The organism is Bacillus sp. LK2, assembly GCF_001043575.1.
Taxonomy (GTDB): Bacteria; Bacillota; Bacilli; order Bacillales; family Bacillaceae_G; genus Bacillus_A; species Bacillus_A paramycoides.
In genome coordinates this window covers 153,859-174,307 of sequence record NZ_LDUK01000004.1, presented here as the reverse complement: position 1 = coordinate 174,307, position 20,449 = coordinate 153,859, and the positions used below count along the sequence as shown (strand labels likewise).

18 protein-coding genes and 1 pseudogene are annotated in these 20,449 nt (G+C 35.7%); 10 read left to right on the top strand and 9 right to left on the bottom strand.

The genetic code is table 11. The features are described 5' to 3' along the window. Nucleotides 1–28: 28 nt before the first annotated feature. The 7 genes and pseudogenes from VK90_RS04790 (at nt 29) to VK90_RS04760 (ending at nt 6,625) form a co-directional block, all read left to right on the top strand. Entirely contained in the window at nt 29–904 is an 876-nt protein-coding gene (locus VK90_RS04790; RefSeq protein ID WP_025149852.1) for a cytochrome aa3 quinol oxidase subunit II, read from the top strand. 33 nt (nt 905–937) lie between these two features. Further along, nucleotides 938–2,872: a cytochrome aa3 quinol oxidase subunit I gene (gene qoxB, locus VK90_RS04785; RefSeq protein WP_002174915.1), complete on the top strand. Its 1,935-nt coding sequence runs from the start codon at nt 938–940 to the stop codon at nt 2,870–2,872. A gap of 13 nt (nt 2,873–2,885) precedes the next feature. Further along, nucleotides 2,886–3,488, top strand: a complete 603-nt coding sequence (qoxC, locus tag VK90_RS04780) for a cytochrome aa3 quinol oxidase subunit III (protein ID WP_002174913.1) — start codon at nt 2,886–2,888, stop codon at nt 3,486–3,488. Next, nucleotides 3,489–3,800, top strand: a complete 312-nt coding sequence (qoxD, locus tag VK90_RS04775; RefSeq protein WP_002174911.1) for a cytochrome aa3 quinol oxidase subunit IV — start codon at nt 3,489–3,491, stop codon at nt 3,798–3,800. A 220-nt stretch (nt 3,801–4,020) separates the two neighbouring features. Further along, nucleotides 4,021–5,863: pseudogene (locus tag VK90_RS04770) on the top strand (monovalent cation:proton antiporter family protein). A 52-nt stretch (nt 5,864–5,915) separates the two neighbouring features. Next, a complete protein-coding gene (locus VK90_RS04765; RefSeq protein WP_071717603.1) occupies nt 5,916–6,173 on the top strand; it encodes a DUF4022 family protein in 258 nt (85 codons plus the stop codon). 14 nt (nt 6,174–6,187) lie between these two features. After that, nucleotides 6,188–6,625 (top strand): GNAT family N-acetyltransferase, encoded by a 438-nt coding sequence (locus VK90_RS04760; RefSeq protein WP_048370820.1) that lies wholly within the window; start codon nt 6,188–6,190, stop codon nt 6,623–6,625. Nucleotides 6,626–6,664: 39 nt separating this feature from the next. Here VK90_RS04760 and VK90_RS04755 read toward each other — a convergent pair whose 3' ends face one another. The 3 genes from VK90_RS04755 to VK90_RS04745 all read right to left on the bottom strand — a co-directional run bounded on the left by VK90_RS04755 (nt 6,665) and on the right by VK90_RS04745 (nt 8,804). After that, the gene (locus VK90_RS04755; RefSeq protein ID WP_048370817.1) at nt 6,665–7,093 is read right to left on the bottom strand and encodes a hypothetical protein; all 429 of its coding nucleotides are present in this window, start codon (nt 7,091–7,093) and stop codon (nt 6,665–6,667) included. A gap of 4 nt (nt 7,094–7,097) precedes the next feature. Further along, nucleotides 7,098–7,298 (bottom strand): helix-turn-helix transcriptional regulator, encoded by a 201-nt coding sequence (locus VK90_RS04750; RefSeq protein ID WP_025149845.1) that lies wholly within the window; start codon nt 7,296–7,298, stop codon nt 7,098–7,100. Between the two features lie 213 nt (nt 7,299–7,511). Next, on the bottom strand, nt 7,512–8,804 hold the full coding sequence (locus VK90_RS04745; RefSeq protein WP_048370815.1) for an NCS2 family permease: 1,293 nt from the start codon (nt 8,802–8,804) through the stop codon (nt 7,512–7,514). Between the two features lie 281 nt (nt 8,805–9,085). Here VK90_RS04745 and VK90_RS04740 point away from each other — a divergent pair, with 281 nt between their 5' ends. Continuing rightward, on the top strand, nt 9,086–10,477 hold the full coding sequence (locus VK90_RS04740) for an amino acid permease (RefSeq protein WP_048370813.1): 1,392 nt from the start codon (nt 9,086–9,088) through the stop codon (nt 10,475–10,477). A gap of 181 nt (nt 10,478–10,658) precedes the next feature. Next, entirely contained in the window at nt 10,659–12,206 is a 1,548-nt protein-coding gene (locus tag VK90_RS04735; RefSeq protein ID WP_048370810.1) for a DNA-binding protein, read from the top strand. Between the two features lie 35 nt (nt 12,207–12,241). On the opposite strand, the gene VK90_RS04730 is transcribed toward VK90_RS04735, so the two are convergent. Then, nucleotides 12,242–13,963, bottom strand: a complete 1,722-nt coding sequence (locus tag VK90_RS04730; protein WP_048370808.1) for a DUF2339 domain-containing protein — start codon at nt 13,961–13,963, stop codon at nt 12,242–12,244. Nucleotides 13,964–14,157: 194 nt separating this feature from the next. Then, nucleotides 14,158–15,468, bottom strand: coding sequence for a branched-chain amino acid transport system II carrier protein BrnQ1 (gene brnQ1, locus VK90_RS04725; protein ID WP_082147784.1), 1,311 nt, complete (start codon nt 15,466–15,468; stop codon nt 14,158–14,160). A gap of 253 nt (nt 15,469–15,721) precedes the next feature. Between brnQ1 and VK90_RS04720 the strand changes: the two genes are divergently transcribed. Next, the gene (locus VK90_RS04720; protein ID WP_002174901.1) at nt 15,722–17,107 is read left to right on the top strand and encodes a peptide MFS transporter; all 1,386 of its coding nucleotides are present in this window, start codon (nt 15,722–15,724) and stop codon (nt 17,105–17,107) included. 31 nt (nt 17,108–17,138) lie between these two features. Here VK90_RS04720 and VK90_RS04715 read toward each other — a convergent pair whose 3' ends face one another. From VK90_RS04715 to VK90_RS04700, 4 genes are all read right to left on the bottom strand, one after another. Next, entirely contained in the window at nt 17,139–17,771 is a 633-nt protein-coding gene (locus VK90_RS04715; RefSeq protein WP_048370804.1) for a class A sortase, read from the bottom strand. 116 nt (nt 17,772–17,887) lie between these two features. Then, nucleotides 17,888–18,361, bottom strand: coding sequence for a hypothetical protein (locus VK90_RS04710; protein WP_048370802.1), 474 nt, complete (start codon nt 18,359–18,361; stop codon nt 17,888–17,890). Further along, on the bottom strand, nt 18,354–18,572 hold the full coding sequence (locus VK90_RS04705; protein WP_002167109.1) for a helix-turn-helix transcriptional regulator: 219 nt from the start codon (nt 18,570–18,572) through the stop codon (nt 18,354–18,356). The genes VK90_RS04710 and VK90_RS04705 overlap by 8 nt, the downstream gene beginning before the upstream one ends. Before the next feature lie 112 nt (nt 18,573–18,684). Then, entirely contained in the window at nt 18,685–19,935 is a 1,251-nt protein-coding gene (locus VK90_RS04700) for a 3D domain-containing protein (RefSeq protein ID WP_048370799.1), read from the bottom strand. Nucleotides 19,936–20,449 lie beyond the last annotated feature (514 nt).

Here is a 20,449-nt window from a genome sequence, read left to right as displayed (position 1 = left end):
AATCCAAGGAGAAAGGAGATTTTCAATCGTGCAACTAAAGAAAGCGTTTTGGAAGTTGGCTTCACTTCTTCCGTTATCATTACTTCTGTTCCTCGGTGGCTGTGATAAGAAACTCGCAGTATTAAATCCGCAAGGACCTGTTGCAAAAGCACAGTATGATTTAATTGTTTGGTCATTCGTGCTTATGTCATTAATTATCGCAATTGTATTCATCTTGTTTACAGTCATCTTGATTCGTTATCGTGAAAAACCAGAGAATATGGACTATGAGCCACCTGATCAACACGGTAACACATTATTAGAAATTATTTGGACGCTTGTCCCTGTTATTATCGTTATCGCATTATCGATTCCAACAGTAAAAGCAACTTATGCTTCGGAAGAGGTTCCGAAAGAGTCCAAACATATTAAACCAGTTGAAATTTATGTTACATCTGCAAACTGGAAATGGTTATTTAGTTACCCAGAGGAAAAAATTGAAACCGTTAACTATTTAAACATCCCAGCTGGTGTACCTATTCAATTCAAACTGACTTCTGTAGGTCCAATGAATGCTTTCTGGGTTCCAGAACTTGGTGGTATGAAATACACTATGGATGGCATGATCATGGATTTATATTTACAAGCTGATAAACCTGGTTCTTACCTAGGTCGTAGTTCGAACTTCTCTGGTGAAGGATTCACTCATATGGAATTCGAACTTGAAGCAAAAACACAAGAAAAGTATGACAAGTGGGTAAAAGAAGTACAACAAACTGCTCCTAAACTAACAGAAGATAAGTACAACGAAATTGTTAAACCTGGTGTAGTTGGTCGTATGACATTCTCTAGTCATCACTTAAGTTATGTAGATCCAAAATCACTTGAATATTGTGATTACAACTACTACAAAAACAAAAAATAATAGCTATTATTCCAACAGATTGGAGTGAACACAGTGAAGCTTGATGAATTTTTTGTCACAGGTGACCCAATTATTTACGGTGCTGACGCATCTATCGTTCTTGTGACATTAGCGATTCTTTTCGTACTAACAAAGTACAAAAAATGGAGATGGCTTTGGGATGAATGGTTAACAACTGTTGACCATAAAAAAATAGGGACCATGTACATTATCTCTGCCGTTATAATGTTATTCCGTGGTGGTATGGATGGTTTAATGATTCGTGCCCAGTTAACATTCCCAGATACAACATATTTAAACGCTGAACACTATAACGGAATCTTTACAACACATGGTACAGTTATGATTCTTTTCATGGCAATGCCATTCGTTCTAGGATTAATGAACGTCGTTGTACCATTACAAATTGGTGCTCGTGACGTTGCATATCCGTTCTTAAATGCTTTAAGTTTCTGGTTATTCTTTATCGGAGCAATGTTATTCAACATCGCTTTCGTTATCGGTGGTTCACCAGACGCTGGGTGGACTTCTTACTTCCCAATGGCGGGTACAGAGTTTACTCCTGGTGTAGGAAATAACTTCTACGCAATTGCATTACAGATTTCAGGTATCGGTACGCTAATGACAGGTATTAACTTCCTTGTTACGATTTTAAAAATGCGTACACCTGGCATGAAATTAATGAAAATGCCAATGTTTACATGGTCTATTTTAATTACATGTGTAATCATTATTTTCGCTTTCCCAGTATTAACAGTAGCTCTTGCATTAATGACATTTGACCGTCTATTTGATGCTCACTTCTTTACGATGGCGAGCGGCGGTATGCCAATGCTCTGGGCCAACCTATTCTGGGTATGGGGTCACCCTGAAGTATATATCGTTATTTTACCAGCATTCGGTATTTTCTCTGAAATCATTAGTACATTCTCACGTAAACGTCTATTCGGTTACAGTGCGATGGTGTACTCAATGGTCGCAATTTCTTTACTAAGTTTCGTCGTATGGCTTCACCACTTCTTCACAATGGGTGCAGGTCCAGCGGTTAACTCATTCTTCTCGATTTCGACAATGGCGATTTCGATTCCAACCGGTGTTAAAATATTTAACTGGTTGTTTACGCTGTATAAAGGACGTATTCGTTTTACAGTTCCAATGCTTTGGTCATTGGCATTTATTCCAAACTTCGTAGTTGGTGGAGTTACAGGGGTTATGCTTGGAATGGCAGCAGCTGATTATCAATACCATAACAGCTACTTCCTAGTTGCTCACTTCCACTACGTATTAATCGCAGGTACAGTATTTGCTATGCTTGCTGGATTCACATTCTGGTATCCAAAAATGACAGGTCATATGCTAAATGAACGCCTAGGTAAATGGACATTCTGGATCTTTATGAGCGGATTTAACATCTGTTTCTTCCCAATGTACTTCTTAGGTTTAGACGGTATGACTCGTCGTATGTACACTTACTCTGAAAGTCTTGGATGGGGTTGGTTAAACCAAATCGCATCTGTCGGCGCAGTAATGATGGGTATCGGATTCGTACTTCTTTGTTACAACGTAATTTGGAGTGCACGTCACGGTGAACGTGACGTTACTGGAGATCCATGGGATGGTCGTACACTTGAATGGGCTACTCAATCTCCTGTACAACATTACAACTTCGCGAAACTTCCTGAAATTAAAGAAGCTGATGCTTTCTGGTATATGAAACAACGCGGAGAAACAGTTACACCAGCTGCAGAAGAATTAAAACCAATTCACATGCCAAGTAACTCTGGTGTGCCTATTATTGCGTCTGCATTCTTCGGTCTTGCAGGTTTTGCATTAGTATTTAGTTGGTTCTGGCTTGCAGCAATCGGCGGCGTTGGTATTTTAGCTTGCTTAATCTATCGTTCATTCGATTACGATGACGGTTACTACGTAAGTGTTGATGAAATCAAAAAAACAGAACATGTAGCATGAGAGGTGAAATGATATGGCGGCTTTAGATAAAAGCTTACCTTTGGAATATCAATCCGAGCAAAGCAGATTGAATATCCTAGGATTCTGGATTTTTCTTGGGGCTGAAATTATGCTGTTCGCAACACTTTTCGCCTCTTATCTAGTACTTGCTGGTCGTACGGCAGATGGCCCAACACCAGCACAACTGTTTGAAGTTAAAACACTTTTAATTCAAACACTACTACTTTTAACAAGTAGTTTCACATGTGGTATCGCAATTCATGAAATGCGTAAACACAACCAAAAAGCAATGCTTGGATGGTTCATCTTTACATTACTTTTAGGTGCAGGTTTCCTATTCTTCGAGATCGAAGAGTTCATTATGTACGTTGGTGAAGGCGCAACAATTCAAACAAGTGCTTTCTTATCTGGATTCTTCGTTCTTCTTGGAACGCACGGAGCCCACGTAACAGGTGGTATCATTTGGGCAACTTGTGTTATCATCCAAATTTTAAAACGAGGTTTAACACCAGTTACAGCTCGTAAAGTATTCATTATCAGCTTATACTGGCATTTCCTTGATCTTGTTTGGGTCTTTATTTACACACTAGTTTACTTGAACGGGATGGTGGCGTAAATGGCTCAAAATAACAATCAAGCAAACGGGCATGCGCATAGCGGATTCCCATGGTCACACGTTTTCGGATTTATTTTATCGCTTGCACTAACGTTTCTAGCGTTATACGTGGCACTTTACACAAGTCTGCCTCTTTCAACGATATTAACAACTATCATCATAATGGCAGTTGCGCAAGCATTATTACAATTAATTATGTTCATGCACTTAAAAGAAGGAGAAGGAAGAGTTCAAATTCTTACAATGATATACAGTTTCTTCGTTGCAACAGCAACAGTTGGTCTTACTGTATGGATTTTCTTCTCAATGTAATTTGCATGAAAAAGACTGCTGAGGAATCTCAGCAGTCTTTTTTTATTCCCTCCCCTATTGCATCCACATTACGGAATTAACAACAGAATCATGAAAAATATACTTATTATGACAAATGTTAAGAAAACTCTTTCTTTATGAAATCGAACCCATATGCGTTGATTTTCTACCTATAGTATGGCTAAATAGGTACTATATTTATTTGAAGGGAGAGAACGCAATGGAACATCATTCTTCTGTTCTATCACTTATGGTTGTCGTTGCAATCGCGTTTTTCGTTCCCCTTTTGTTACAACGCTTTAAATTAAAAGCACTTCCTGTCGTTGTCGCAGAAATTATCGCAGGAATCTTTGTAGGTAAAAGTGGATTTAACATCATTGAGCCAGATCATTGAGCCAGATATGTGGCTTCAAGTCTTATCAACACTAGGTTTTATCTTCCTAATGTTTTTAAGTGGTTTAGAAATTGACTTTTCTATCTTTAAACAAAAAGGGAAAAAGAATACGACAAACGAACCGAACACATTCCAAGCAGCAAGCATTATCTTCTTATTTATTTTCATTTTATCTTATGCCCTATCGTTAATATTCGTATGGCTAGGATTCGTAGACAATGCAATGTTCATGACTTTAATTATCTCAACTATTTCCTTAGGTGTTGTCGTACCAACATTAAAAGAAAATAACTTAGGAAAAACCGCAATCGGGCAAATCATTTTATTAGTCGCTGTTATTGCAGACTTAGTTACAATGATTTTACTCGCTGTATTCGTCGGATTAAATTCCGAAAGTGGCCAAAGTATGTGGCTTCTACTTCTTCTATTCGGCGCTGGTATTATAATTTACTTTATCGCAAGACGCTTTAAAAATATTCCATACCTAGAAAGCTTAAAAGCCGGTAGTGTACAAATTGATACACGAGCTGTTTTTGCACTCATCTTAATATTAGTTGGATTATCTGAATCCGTTGGAGCAGAAAACATTTTAGGAGCCTTCTTAGCAGGTGTACTCGTATCTTTATTATCACCAAATGACGATATGGTTGAAAAACTCGATTCCATCGGATATGGTTTCTTCATCCCTATTTTCTTCGTAATGGTTGGTGTAAATTTAGAAGTATGGTCTATTTTTAAAGAGCCTTCTAGTATGCTAATGATTCCAATTTTAATTGTGGGACTCTTTATTTCAAAACTATTGCCATCACTCGTCTTACGAAAATGGTACCCACGCAATATCGTACTCGGAAGTGCTATTTTGTTAACATCAACACTTTCTTTAGTTATTGCGGCTGCACAAATCGGTGAAAAGCTAGGTATCATTAGCCCAAGTTTATCAGCATCCCTTATTTTAAGTGCAGTTATTACTTGTATTTTTGCACCTATATTATTTAAAAAGATGTTTCCAAAAGTGGAAACACCAAAACCGAAAGTATCTATTATTGGCGCGAGCAGAATTACCCTTCCGTTATCACTTGATTTGAAGCGCGAAGATTATGACGTAACGCTATATATGATACGCCAGAATAAAATAAATGATGAGGAAGTAAAATCTCATGACTTCCCTATCGTGAAACTAGATGAAATCACAATCGAATCATTAACTGAACAAACAGCATTTGATGCAGACCGTGTTGTTGTTGCGACAAGTGATGATGACCAAAACTTATTATTAGCAGAACACGCAAAAGAATTAGGTGTTGAACACGTCATCGCAAGTGTAGAAGATCCCCTTCTACAAGAAAAAGCAACGCAAGAACATATCGCTGTATTCTCAACTATTAACTCTACACGTATTTTATTACGTGCACTTATTGATAAACCAAGTCTCGTCCGCTTAATTACAACAGCGAATGAAACAGTGCGTGAGGTTGAACTACGTAGCAATAAATATAATGGCTTAGCACTTCGTCGCCTTCCGTTTTTAGGTGATGTACTTGTCATTCAAATTTACCGTGGTAATAAAGCATTAATACCACATGGTGATACGAAATTACAACACGGTGACATTTTACTTGTAACAGGTTCAAAAGAGCATATTGATACAATGAAAAACATACTAGAGTAGAAAAATGCCCCTCACATAATTGAGGGGCATTTTTCCAATTTCATATGGTAAAATGTTACTATCACATATTATGGGGATGAATCACATTATGTCTATTTCAACTTTAGCTCTCTTATTATTAGCGGAAGTACTCGTCGCCATTATTCTCATCGGTATTAGCATTGAAATTTGTAGTTACGGATGGAAAAAATCAAATGGAGTCAAATACACTTGTCTCTTGCTTTCACTCCTTCTTGGAACCGCTAGCATACTCGGACTTTTCGCTGCACCTGCCTATTTCTTTATACAGCTAACAGAAAAAGGCTTATAAGAAAGGATGTTAATATGATTACCGTGAAAAATATTGATGGATCTGAAACTTACGTATTACGTCAAAAAATTTTGCGCCCTAATCAGCTATTAGCAGATTGTAAATATTCTTCCGACTACGAAGTAGACACCTTCCACTTGGGTGCCTTTGTAAACGATGAACTGATTAGTATCGCTTCCTTCTCAAAAGAAATATATCCTGACTTACCAACAGGTGTTCATTATCGACTACGTGGAATGGCAACATTACCAAACTTTCGAAACAAACACGCTGGAAGCTCCTTAATCCATAAAGCCGAGCAAATCTTACAAAAGCGTAACGCAAACATTTTATGGTGTAATGGCCGAATTACTGTAGCTGACTATTACAAACGATTAGGTTTCCACGAACATGGTGAAATCTTTGAAATTGAACCGATTGGCCTTCATAAAGTTCTGTATAAAAAGATATAAGAAAAGCTTTCCTCAATACCGGAAAGCTTTTCTTATATTTCAATCTTCATTTTTTATCTTTTTCATATATATGTATATAAACAAGCTAGGAACTAAAAAACAAGCAAATATAATAAGTCCTGTTATACTAATTTTCTTTATCGAAATATCTGGTGTTACAATGATACAAATAGCTAAAATCCCAATAACAATCCCAACTGGAATGAATAATAATTTCATGAAATAACTACGAGATACTCCCCCTGTATGCTCATACACTTCCACTGAATTTTTTAAGTTTAAAAAGTTAATAACTACTATCCCGCTGATAAATATCATTAATAAATCCGAAATACTTTCATATCCTGCCCCTTGCAAAACGTAGCGATAAAAAACAATACCTAGTATGACAATATTCTGTAAGATGAAAGCCAATCTAACATGTTTTAACCCTTCAATCATTAAACGTTCATCTTTCACGATTTTCACCCTATCACTCCTTTTCCTCCCAAAACAAATCATTCAATGTTTTATTTACCGCATAACAAATTTTTAAACATAAATCGAGAGACGGATTATACTTCCCCTTCTCAATTAAACTAATCGTTTGCCTTGTAACGCCTACTTTTTCTGCTAATTGTTGCTGTGTTAAATCTAACTGAACACGCGCGACTTTTATTTTACTTACAGCCATTCATGTTCCTCCTTCACCCTTATTGAAACATATATATTCCATTTAGTAATTTATAATTTACAAAACAAATTTGAATTTTACCTTATCCCGCATTAACGCCCGATTGGTTCAACTAATAATAAGTGGGGGATGCCCCCCTCACTTATTATAGTTTCACTTTATTATACACAAAAAAGGAGCCTCTCATAAGAAGCCCCCTTTCCTATCTCTATATTATAAGAATAAATGACATCCAAATAAAATTGTAAATAAGTATAGTAACGGATGTACTTCCATCCCTTTCCCCTTCACGATTTTTAAGATTGGATACACTAAAAATCCGATTGCAATTCCATTCGCAATACTAGATGTTAACGGAATACCTACGAAAATTAAAAATGCTGGTAATGCATCTTCAAATTCATTCCAATTAATATCACGAATGCTTTGTGCCATTAAGCTACCTACTATAATTAATGAAGGAGCTGTAATAGCTGCTACACTTGATAAAGAGGCAACAACAGGGCTAAAGAATGCCGTTATAATCGTTAAACAAACGACTACAATACCTGTCAATCCAGTTTTACCACCTGCCGCAATTCCGGCTGATGATTCAATTGTCGCTGCTGTAGGGCTTGTCCCAAAGATGGAACCTGTCGTTCCGCCAATTGCATCTGCAATGAACGCCTTACCAAAGCGCTTTTCAGTGTTATCTGTATTTAAACCTGCCTGTTTAATTAAACCAAGCAAAGCCCCTGTTGTATCAAATAAAAGTACAAGTAAGAATGAAAAAATAACTCCATATAACCCGTATTGAATTACATCTGAAAATGCATTGATAGGGTTTGAAACAATAATTCCTTCTGGTAAATGTGGCATTGCCACAATCTTATCCTCAAACTTCAATTGCCCCGTAAAGAAAGCAATAATCCCTGTCACAATCATACTAATAAACAACGCACCACTAATGCGTAATACCATTAATACCGCCGCTAACACTAAACCAACTAATGTTAAAATAACAGCCGGTGAATGAAAGTCTCCGATTGTAACTAAGTTAGATGGATGGTCAACGATAATACCTGAAAGTCGCAATCCGATAAAAGCAATAAATAATCCGATTCCACCTGCAATTGCATGTTTTAAACTGTCAGGAATTGCGACAATTAGCTTTTGCCTAAACGAGGTGAAAGATAATAAAAGAAAAATAATACCTGTTACAAATACTGCCGAAAACGCAATGACATATGTAATCCCCTCTGCCTGTTGAACAACAGAATAAGCAAAATATGCATTCATTCCCATAGCTGGAGCAATAACAATTGGATAGTTAGCTAAAAACGCCATACATAGCGTCCCAACAACTGTCGCAATAATAGTTGCCGTAAATGCTTGATCAAATGGTACACCTGCATCAGATAATATTTTCGGATTGATGACAAGAATATACGCAAATGTAAAAAAAGTTGTGATGCCAGCTAAAATTTCTTGCTTCACAGAAGTGTTATACTTTTGTAATTGAAACATACTTATGTACCCTTCCTACACCTGAATTATTATCACACATTCTTTTCTTATTAGTATGTGAGAAAATGTAACACTTAATCTTAACAATCAATAAAAAGAAGCGTCAATATATTCCCTAATAGTTAGAATTTTAAGTTTAAGTCTGACAAATGCAGATGTAGTACAGTGTATTATGATTATTTTTGTAGCATAACAGATATAAATGTTTTATAATTTGAAATAGTTAAATATTTAGTAAACACATTTAATTATTGTTCACTCTACAGGGGGGGATTCTTCTTATGCAGCAAACAAACAAATCTGGATCTTTAAACCGTGGCTTAAAAGAACGACATATTACTTTAATGTCTCTCGGTTCAGCTATTGGCGTTGGACTATTTTTAGGATCAGCTTCCGCTATTAAACTAGCTGGCCCATCCATTTTACTAGGCTATATGATCGCCGGACTCGTTATTTTTTTCATTATGCGTGCACTCGGAGAAATGGCAATTGAACAACCGGTTGCTGGCTCTTTTAGTAAATATGCAAATGATTACATCAGCCCACTAGCTGGGTATATTACAGGCTGGAATTACTGGTTTTTATGGGTTGTTACTTGTATGGCGGAAATTACAGCTGCAGGAATTTACATGCAGTATTGGTTCCCAGATATCCCGCGCTGGATTTGGGCATTACTAGCTCTTTTATTAATGAGTGCTTTCAACTTCTTATCTGTAAAAGTATTTGGAGAACTTGAGTTTTGGTTTGCTCTCATTAAAATTGTCACAATTATCTGTATGATAGTGATCGGTGCTGGTATTATTCTATTCGGATTTGGAAATGGTGGCGTTGCAACTGGTATTTCAAATCTTTGGGAACATGGCGGCTGGTTCCCAAATGGATTCTCTGGATTACTACTTTCCTTACAAATGGTATTATTCGCTTATTTAGGAGTCGAACTTATCGGTGTCACAGCTGGTGAAGCTCAAAATCCAAAAAAGACACTCGCAAAAGCAATTGATAACGTATTTTGGAGAATTTTACTGTTCTACGTTGGAGCTCTATTCGTTATGATGGCAATTTTCCCGTGGAACGAATTTGGCGAGAAAGGAAGTCCGTTTGTCTTAACGTTCCAACAAATCGGTATCGCAAAGGCAGCGGGTATTATTAACTTCGTTGTGTTAACAGCGGCTCTTTCATCTTGTAACGGTGGTTTGTTTAGTACAGGCCGTATGCTATTTACATTAGCACAACAAAAGAAAGCACCTGAACGATTCGGGCGTTTAAATAAAAATGGCATTCCGAGTCAAGGGATTATAGCAACTGCGATTGTTTTACTCGTTGGCGTTATATTAAACTATCTCGTTCCTGCAAAAGTATTTACTTGGTTAACTAGTATTTCAACTTTCGGTGCAATTTGGACTTGGGGGATTATATTAGTCGCTCAAATTAAATTCCGCAAAGGATTACCAGCACAAAGCAAGCAAAAGTTAACGTATAAAATGCCACTATACCCATTAAGTTCATATTTCTCACTCGGCTTCCTTGTGCTTGTACTAGGTATCATGGCCTATTCAGAAGATACACGAATCGCATTAATCGTCGGTCCAATTTGGCTTATCGGCTTAGCTATCGTGTATTATATGAAAGGTTTTCATAAGATTGATGAATCATCTAATTCAAAAATTAGTTAACTACGAAATCCCTTCCTTATTGATTGGAAGGGATTTTTTATTGTCTATACAAATATTTCTCAACAAAATTCACGGTATTTTTACAATTTTTTAATATATTTTATATTTTCCGCCTTTATTTTTACAGAAAAATAAATTACATTATTAAGGCACATATATTTATTATTAGGGGGATTCTTCTATGAAGAATAAAAAATGGATTCAATTTTCTTTAGCAACAGCAATCACAATCAGTTTAGGAAGCGCCTATGTTCCATCTACTTATGCCGAGAGCTCAGTAGATCCTGCTCCTGAAATTGCAGCGAAAGTTGTAAATCAAAACAATGGGAAAAAAGTATTATTCGATAATACTCACGGTCAAACAGCTGGGACAGCTGACTGGGTTATTGACGGAGGATTTTCTGATTTCGGAAACGGCATTGCCCAAAACGGATATCATGTAAAAGAACTTCGTAAATCAACACCTATTACATACGACGATTTAAAAAATTACAATGTTTTTATCATCCCTGAAGCAAATATTCCTTATAAAAAATCTGAACAAGACGCGATGTTACAATACGTAAAAAATGGCGGCAGTATTTTCTTCATTGCCGATCATTATAATGCAGATCGTAATAAAAACCGCTGGGACTCTTCAGAAGTATTTAATGGATATAGACGCGGGGCATGGGATAATCCAGCGAAAGGAATGTCTAGTGACGAAACAAATTCACAAGCTATGCAAGGGGTAGAAAGCTCTGATTGGCTATCCGATAATTTCGGTATTCGCTTCCGTTACAATGCACTTGGTGATGTTTCTGCTAAAAATATTGTCTCTCCTGAGCAATCATTTGGAATTACAAATGGAGTTTCATCTGTAGCAATGCATGCCGGTTCTACTCTTGCGATTACAAATCCAAAACTAGCAAAAGGGCTTGTATACCTTCCAGAAAACCCATCAAAATGGAATAACGCTGTTGATAGCGGCGTTTATAACGGCGGTGGTGTTGCAGAGGGGCCTTATGCTGCCATTGCAAAAGTTGGTCTTGGAAAAGCAGCCTTTATTGGCGACTCTTCTCCTGTTGAAGATGCATCGCCAAAATATGTTCGTGAAGATTCAGGTCAATCCAAGAAAACTTATGATGGTTATAAAGAAGAAAACGATGCTGTTCTATTAGAAAACATCGTGAATTGGTTAGCGAAGCAAGAAACATTTACAAGCTTAGATCAAGTGAATGGTTTACAGCTTGATGCACCTACAGCTTTACAAACATTTGAACAACCAAGTTTATCAACAGAACCACAACCAGAACCTTGGAGCGCGCCAGATCAAGGTTACCAATGGTTTAATACCAATACTTTTAAACCAGGTTCATACGGATACAACGGCGCAGTGACAGCGCGTGATTACGTAATTACACACCCTAGCATTCTACCAAACAATGAAGTGTTCCAAATAAAAATTCAAGTAAATAACTTATTACCAAATACAACATATAATAATTATTCTTTAGGTATATTCACTTCTGGCGGGACACAAGTGGCAAAAGTTCAAAATACAAACGGCACTTGGCCATCTACTTTCGGATATAGTAGTGCATTCTCTTTCACAACAAATAGCTTAGGTTCTGCTGAAAAAATTGTAAATGTGCAACTTGATTCAAATACAACTGGACAAGCAACACTTCGTCTACGTCAAAATACAACAGCGAAATATAATGAAACTGTAACGATTAATAAGAAGTAAAAGAAAAGGCAATCCGTATACGGATTGCCTTCTCTTCACTTCTCTTCTTTTGAGAAAAACATTCTTGAAATAACGATACCTATACTACCAACGATTAAGAATAACACCGCTCTGATCATCATAGACACCTCTGGTAAGTCGAGAAGGAACAACTTCCCTACTGTTACTACTAATACGACTAAACCAGCATATAATATTTCATTCATATGTCTATTCCGGCCAAACCAAACTGCAAATAATGCATATACCATCCATAATAATGATACATATACGCTAATTATACTTCCATCGGTAGAAAGAACTTCACCGATTCTAGTAATTGTAATAAATACAATTATCATTAGCCAATAGAGCGCTATAGAATAAATATATTTTCCAAAACTCGCTAACATATGTTTCGCTTTTATCATGCCATAATAAAATGTCACTATTAAAATAATATGAGCTACAAAACCTGCTGAAATGAACTGATCAAACGGACTAAAGATTGTCTGTATCATCCCGATTGCATAAATTGTTGCACTTATATACAATTTCATGTTCTGTTTTACTTTAATAGAAGTAGCCACTCCTAGGAAACCTTGTAACAATAATACGATTGCTGCATTCACTAAACTGTACTCGTATAAAATCGCTAAACTAAATGATCCCATTGCAAAACCAAATAAAAGATTTGTAAATACAGAATGTCTATTCTTCCTATATTCAAGTACGAACATAGCGGTATGCACAAATGCACTAATAACTAGCCCCCACGTTGTAAATTCAGGTATTTTTGAAATGGCTAATATAAAGAAAACTGCGTTAGTACTAAATATTGCCAAGCGTGGTTCTTGTATAAAGTTTCTCTCCGTAAACGTATGCCAAAATAATAGTAAATGAATTATTCCGTATACAACCGTTAACTGCACTTGCAAATTCCCTACTAATATTGACATAACAGCAAAGAAAACAAATAGGACAATTGCAGCAACAACATAAGAAATCATATATAAGTACTTATAACGGTTTCTCAATGCATACCATAATAAACTGATTGTTAATATCGTCTCATAGCTAAAGAAAACATACGTATTAGGAGTCGTACTATTTAACAAGAAAGGAACGAAAAATGCCCCTACCGCTACGAAAATAGCAAGGTATTCCGATCTATATCTTTTCGCTAAATAAATCCCTAAAATGACCCATATAATGTTGCAGATAAACGCAATACTTGCGGGAATAAACTCATATAAATAATGTGCTGCAAACGTCGTTAAAACAATACCTGTAATACTTCCACCAGCTAATACTAACCCTAATGCTTGCCGCTCTCTTTTAATTTGTATATCTCCTACATAATACAAACCGATAGATAGTGCTATACCAAACACAATCCGTATCGCTGGTGTTAACAACCCAGCATCTACTCCCGCTTTAAACAACCAAATAACCCCAAGTAACATAATACCGACAAATATGCGTGGTAACCATGTTTGGCAAAACTTTATAATATTAAATGGTTCTGGTTTAAATACAGATATATCTACTTGTTTTACCTCAAGTTCTTGTACTGGCTCCCTTATCGTAACTGCATCCTCTTGTAGCTTTTCATCCGTTACCGTTTCAATATATTCTTGCTTTTCCTCACTAACATTTTGTTGAACTTTATCTACTTCTATTTTTCTTTGCTGCGCTTTCAATTCAGAAAGTGTCTCTTGAATTGTTTCAATTGCTATTTCAAGTGCTTCTATTTTCTTATTTAAATCCTCCTTCATACACTCCCACCTCATCATTCATTTTAAACCTATATATTTCCAATTACCTTTATCATACTCTTAGTCTATTCATTTTCAATACTATTTTTTCCAAAAAGAAAGGTGTTTTCCTGAATTGGAAAACACCTTGTCACTTATTTATCCCGATTGGTAAGGGATAATAATCAGTGGGGGATGGACAAAACCCACATTGATTAAAGTTTCACTTTATTCTTATTTATAGCAATACTAACGATTATACCGAGGCAAACACCTACAAACGCTGGAATAATCCAACCTACACCTTCTGTATAAAACGGAAGATTTTCTAGTAACGGTGTCCACTTATTCATCAATACACTTTTATTTAAAATATCCATTGCACTAAATAACGCTACAATCCCAATTGTTACCGAATATACGTAGACATACTTCCCCATATATTTATGAAACAACCCTAAAATAATGAGCGTTAATGCGATCGGATATATGAATCCAAGAATCGGTACCGATACTTTTAAAATTTGTGTTAATCCTAAATTAGCTAAAACCATACTAACAAAACTTAATATAAATGCCCAAACTTTATAAGATACTTTTGGAAATACACTAGCGAAAAACTGACTACAAGACGTAACAAGTCCAATTGAAACAGAAAGACAAGCGACAGTAAAAATAAGACCTAATAAAACTACCCCGCTCTGTCCAAATAATGTCGTCATAACTTGTGCTAACACTTTCGCACCGTTATCAAATGTACCTAATGAACCACTTATTGAACCAACATATCCAAGAATGACATAAATAATAGATAATAAAAGGCCTGCTCCAATACCAGCAATACTCATGTATTTCGCTATACCTTTATCATCTTCTACACCTTTTGCACGCAAAGCATTTGCAATAACAATCCCAAAGATTAAAGCCGCTAACGCATCCATCGTTAAATATCCATCTAAAAATCCTTGGAACATAGGAGCTTGTCCATAATTTCCAGCAGGCTCTTTTACACTACCTACCGGCGTAAACATACTCTTTATAAATATAAGGGCAATCATACATAATAATAAAGGCGTTAAAACCTTTCCAAACAAACCCATTAATTTAGATGGTGATAAACTTAACCAATAAACAACACCAAAGAAAATAACCGTATAAAATAATAAAACTACGCTACCCGCTTCAGGGAACAACTGACCTGGTCCCATTTCAAAAGCTAAACTTCCTGCACGTGGTATACCAAGCCCAGGTCCAATAAATAAATACACAATACATGGAAAAATAATTGCAAATGAAGAATGAACTCTACCTGCTAACGTTTGAAAGCTTCCTGCTTTCGCAATAGCAATAACACCTAATATCGGAAGACCTGTTGCTGATATAATAAAGCCTAACAACGCAATCCACACATGTTCTCCCCCTTCGTATCCAAGGAAAGGCGGAAATATAAGATTACCCGCTCCAAAGAACATAGAGAATAACATAAGACTAATAAGTAAAATTTCTTTTTTCTGTAACAATTTCATTTCTTTCTCCTTCTTCAATTTCATCTTGCGTGAAATCAATTCCACACATAAGAAAAACGCAATAATCCGCTTCCTTACAAAGAAAACATAGTCCATAGTCTACCACAAAAGAAACACCCATTCTATAGCTACTTCCCTTTTCCAAGTTCTTCTGAAAAATCAACCTTAATTGACTTTCAATAGTTAATAAAGTAAAATATTAAACAAATAAAACTATTAACTTTGTTTTTGTTTGTGTCAGGAGGAAAATAACATGGAATCAGCGATACAACTAGAAAAAGAACAACAAAGAAAAAAGAAACATCCTCCCGGTTTATACTTACTCTTCTTTACAGAAATGTGGGAAAGATTTAGTTACTATGGATTACGAGGATTATTAACATTATATTTAACAACAGCTTTAGTAAGTGGTGGTCTTGGGTTTAGTCCAGCGTGGGCACTCTCTATTTACGGATTTTATACTGGAGCTTGTTATTTCACTCCATTAATCGGTGGATACTTAACAGACCGTTTTCTAGGTAGACGAAAAGCCATCACAATTGGTGGTATAACAATGGCAATCGGTAACCTTACACTATTTGCCCTGCAAAACCAAGTCGGCCTATACCTCGGATTAGCGCTTATTATTATCGGTAATGGATTCTTCAAACCGAATATCTCTACACTTGTTGGAGAATTATACGAAGAGCACGATCCAAAACGTGATAGTGCATTTACAATTTTCTATATGGGTATTAACGTCGGTTCGTTTTTAGCTCCACTCGTTTGTGGATTTTTGTCAGAAAATTTATTCAAAACAACAGTTGATGGTGTTGTTCATTACGGATTCCGTTACGGTTTCTTAGCAGCTTCAATCGGAATGATTATTGGACAAATCTTATTTACAACACTATCTAATCGCTTCCTTGGTGATATCGGTAAAAAACCAACTCGCGATTTACAAACAACAGATGGGCAACCAACAGTAGGAAATACACCATTAACAAAAAAAGAAAAACAACATACAGCAGTTATCGTCATTTTAACGTGCTTCGTTGTCTTCTTCTGGGCTGGTTTTGAACAAGCTGGTAGTTCGTTAACATTATATACAAATAAGTTCGTTGACCGCTCCATATTCGGATGGGAAGTACCAACGTCTTGGTTCCAATCGGTCAATCCATTATTTATTATTTTACTTGCACCAGCCATTTCAGCATTATGGGCAAAACTTGCAACTAGAAAAAGTGGTGACTTAAAAATCCCAACAAAAATGGGACTTGGTATGATCTTACTCGGTATCGGTTATATCATTCTCGTTATCGCTACATTAAAAACAGGCAGTGATGAACATAACATCACAGAAAAAGCAAACTTACTATTTATCGTCTTTACGTATCTTTTCCATACGTTAGGTGAGCTATTCTTATCACCTGTCGGGCTATCAATGGTTAGTGCTCTCGCTCCAGTAAAACTTGCTTCTCTACTAATGGGCGTATGGCTAGCAAGCTCAGGAATCGCCAACATTTTAGGTGGACAGCTTGCAAGCTTTACAACTTCACTTGGATATGCTGAAGTATTCACAGTTATCGGCGCTGTGGCGATCGTTTTAGGTTGTGTTTTATTATCGATTTCTAAAAAATTAGTAAAGTGGATGGATTAAAAAAAGATGAGGGATTTCCCCTCATCTTTTTTTATTTCTTCGCCTTTGTTCCGACCAAATCGCCTGTAACAACAAAACGCTTAGAATTATCCTTAACAGATACACATGTAATAAGCGTTATCTCATCTTTCCCATGATCCTCTACAACTTCCCACTTATCAGGAGTTACTTCAGATACACCTGTAACAGCATACTCATACTCATTTTCATTGTCATATAAATAAATTTTATCATTCTTCTTTACAGTTGATACATCACTAAATAAAACACCCTTTTTTGACATATTATGTCCTGCTAATGCATAGTTTCCTTTTCCCATCACTTGATTCTCTTTTACAGTTGCCGCACCTGACAGTAAATTTTTCTCAGTAGATGATTTTAAAACAGGAAGCTCTAGCGAAAGGCTCGGAATAGAGATTCGACCAATTACTTGTTTCTTATCTAATGATGCATTCGCTACTTCTGCCAAGTCTGGTTGATTAATTTTCGAAGCATCTACAAATTCCGTATCATGCTTTTCATAATTCATCTTTTGAACAGCTTGCACATTTTCAGTCTGTTTCTTTTCCGCCTGATATCCATCATAAAATGGCTTTCCGATTAAAACACCACCTACAACAAATAGAAGGATTGCTACTATACTATAAATTCTTTGCTTGTTCATATACAATTCCTTTCCCTTACAAAATCTTACTCTATATAAAATGATAAAATAATATCGCTATATGTACAAGTATAAGCTGAAAAGAAACCTTCTTGTTTGTGCAAGAAGGCTTCTTTTTAAGCTAATTTATTTCTGTATAGTGATACGTGGAAGACTGTCATTTGAATAAAGAAAATAGAAAATATAATATACAGTGGGTATTCAGGAAGATATTCATTAATAATAGGCGAAAAAGTTAAAAATCCAACTGCACAAGGTAACACATACCATAACGAAACAAAAGTTGTTCGACAAGCTTTCTCCGTAATCGCTTTTTCACGTTCATCTTCTAGTGGAAATAGTAATGGATACATCCAAAAAGATAAATTCTTATATTTCTTCTTTTGAATTCTATAAAAAATAGTAACTATAATAGCTCCAATAAATAATAAAACAAATGGTACTCCATTAAACCATACTTCAAATGGGAACTTCTCGTTTTTTATTATATCTGCTAGCTCTGTAGTAACACTATAAAATTCAACAAATGTCCAGCATGCTAATGCAGTATAAAGTACGTTTACGATATAAGAAAAACCAATTCTATTCATCCTCTTCCCCCTCCTTATTTAAAACAAACACATCTTCCATCTTTAACTCAAACACATCACAAATCGTCAAGGCTAATAGCAACGAAGGAACGTAATCCCCTTTTTCAATTGCTGCAATTGTTTGTCTTGTCACTCCAACTTTTTCTGCTAATACACTTTGCGTAAAATTAAAGCGAGCTCTTAATTCCTTCACTCTATTTAAAATGGTCAAATTTACCACCTCTCATCATCATTGTATGCTATCCTTAACAAAATGTAAACTCAACTTAACATTATTTTCACAAAAAAATCCAACTTCACTTATTGTAAAGTTGGATTTTGATTTAATTTAAAATTGTAACTTTAACTGTTCTTCTGCCCCAATTATTAGCTGTTGCTGAATCTGGCATTAATAAATCGATAATATGACCTTTAATCGCACTACCAGTATCTCCAGCAATCGCTGTTCCATATCCTTCTACATATACAGTAGAACCTAACGGTATAACAGCTGGATCTACAGCAATTAATTTCATGTTTGGATTTGCAGTTAAATCATGTCCTAACTTAGATTTTACAGTTTCACCCGATTTATAGCCATTTTCAGATGGATCAGCTGTATACGCAGTTGCTGTTACATAAAATTCTTTTCCACCTTGAGCTGGTTTAGGGTCTGGCTTAGATTCTGGTGCTGTATTTTTTGCTACAGGCTCTGCCGGCTTAGCTGTCTTTTCCTCTTTTTGCTTAGCTGCTGCCTTCGCTTTTGCTAACTCTTCTTGCTCAGCCTTTGCAGCTGCTTCAGCTTTTGCACGCTCTTCTGCTGCAATTCTTGCTGCTTCTTGTTCACGAGCAATTGTTTCTTGTACTGCTTTCATATTTGCTTCAACTTTTGCTTTTTCTTCTGCTGCTAAATTAATTTGGTTTGCAATCTCATTATATTTAGCTTGAACTGTTTGCAAGTTATCTTGACGCTTTTTCAAGTTATCTTGCAAATCAGCTTGTGCTTTTGCAAATTTTTGCTTATCTACTACTAAAGATGCTTCTTTTTCGTCGATCACTTTTTTATCTTCTTCAATTTGACGAAGATCTTGTTCTTGTAGACGTAAAATTTCTTTATCTGCATCTAAAATGGTAGATACTGCATTCATACGTTGTATGAAATCAGCAAAGTTTTTTGATTCCACAACAACTTCTACTACTAAACTCGTATTTGAGCTATTTTGAACAGAAACCATACGTTTTTTCATAATATCCTTACGAGCAAGGACTTTATCTTCTAAAACGACAATATCTGCTTTTTTTTGTTCAATCTGCTTATGTGTTTCATCGATTTTACGTTGAATAGCAGCTTGATCCTCTTTATTTTTTGCAATTGTATTATTTAAATTATGTAGTTCATTTTCGATACCTTGAATTTCTTTACTAACAGCTTGCTTCTCTTGCTCTTTCTTCTGCATATCTGCATTGTTTTGTTGCAATTGCTGTTGCATGTTGTTAAGTTTCTCGTCGTTTGACTCTGCTTTTACAGCGACTGTACTAGAAAGACCGATAATTCCTGCTAATACAAGACTACTGATTCGCTTAAAATAGTTCATAATCCGACTCCCTTCTTATACAGTTATACATGATTTATTTTACAGTTTGTTTACAAAACCATTAAATACAGTTTATATTTCATGACAAAAAAAGGGAATTACGGATGAAATGTAATAGATTCTTAAATATTTAACAATTACTATATTTAAAAATTATAAAAAATGCTAAAATCCAAATATAGAGAAATTAAAAATCTTAAAGGCGGTTGAATGAAATAAAATGTTTACTCAAAAGAAATCACTCCAACATAAAATCGATCAACTAGAAACTCGTATACATGAACTAGAAACAGAATTAAAACAAAAAGATGTGGAAAAACAAGAAATTATATCTTCTATCCATAATCGTGTACAAAGCGTTATGCAAGAGCATGAAGTTGTAAATAACCAACACCATACACTCCAAAACTTAATTCAACAATTAAATGCATGCTTTGAGAATGTTTCGACTCGTACTACACATTCCAATGAATTAAATAACGAAATGCTACAAAAAGAACAAAGCTTAATTCAA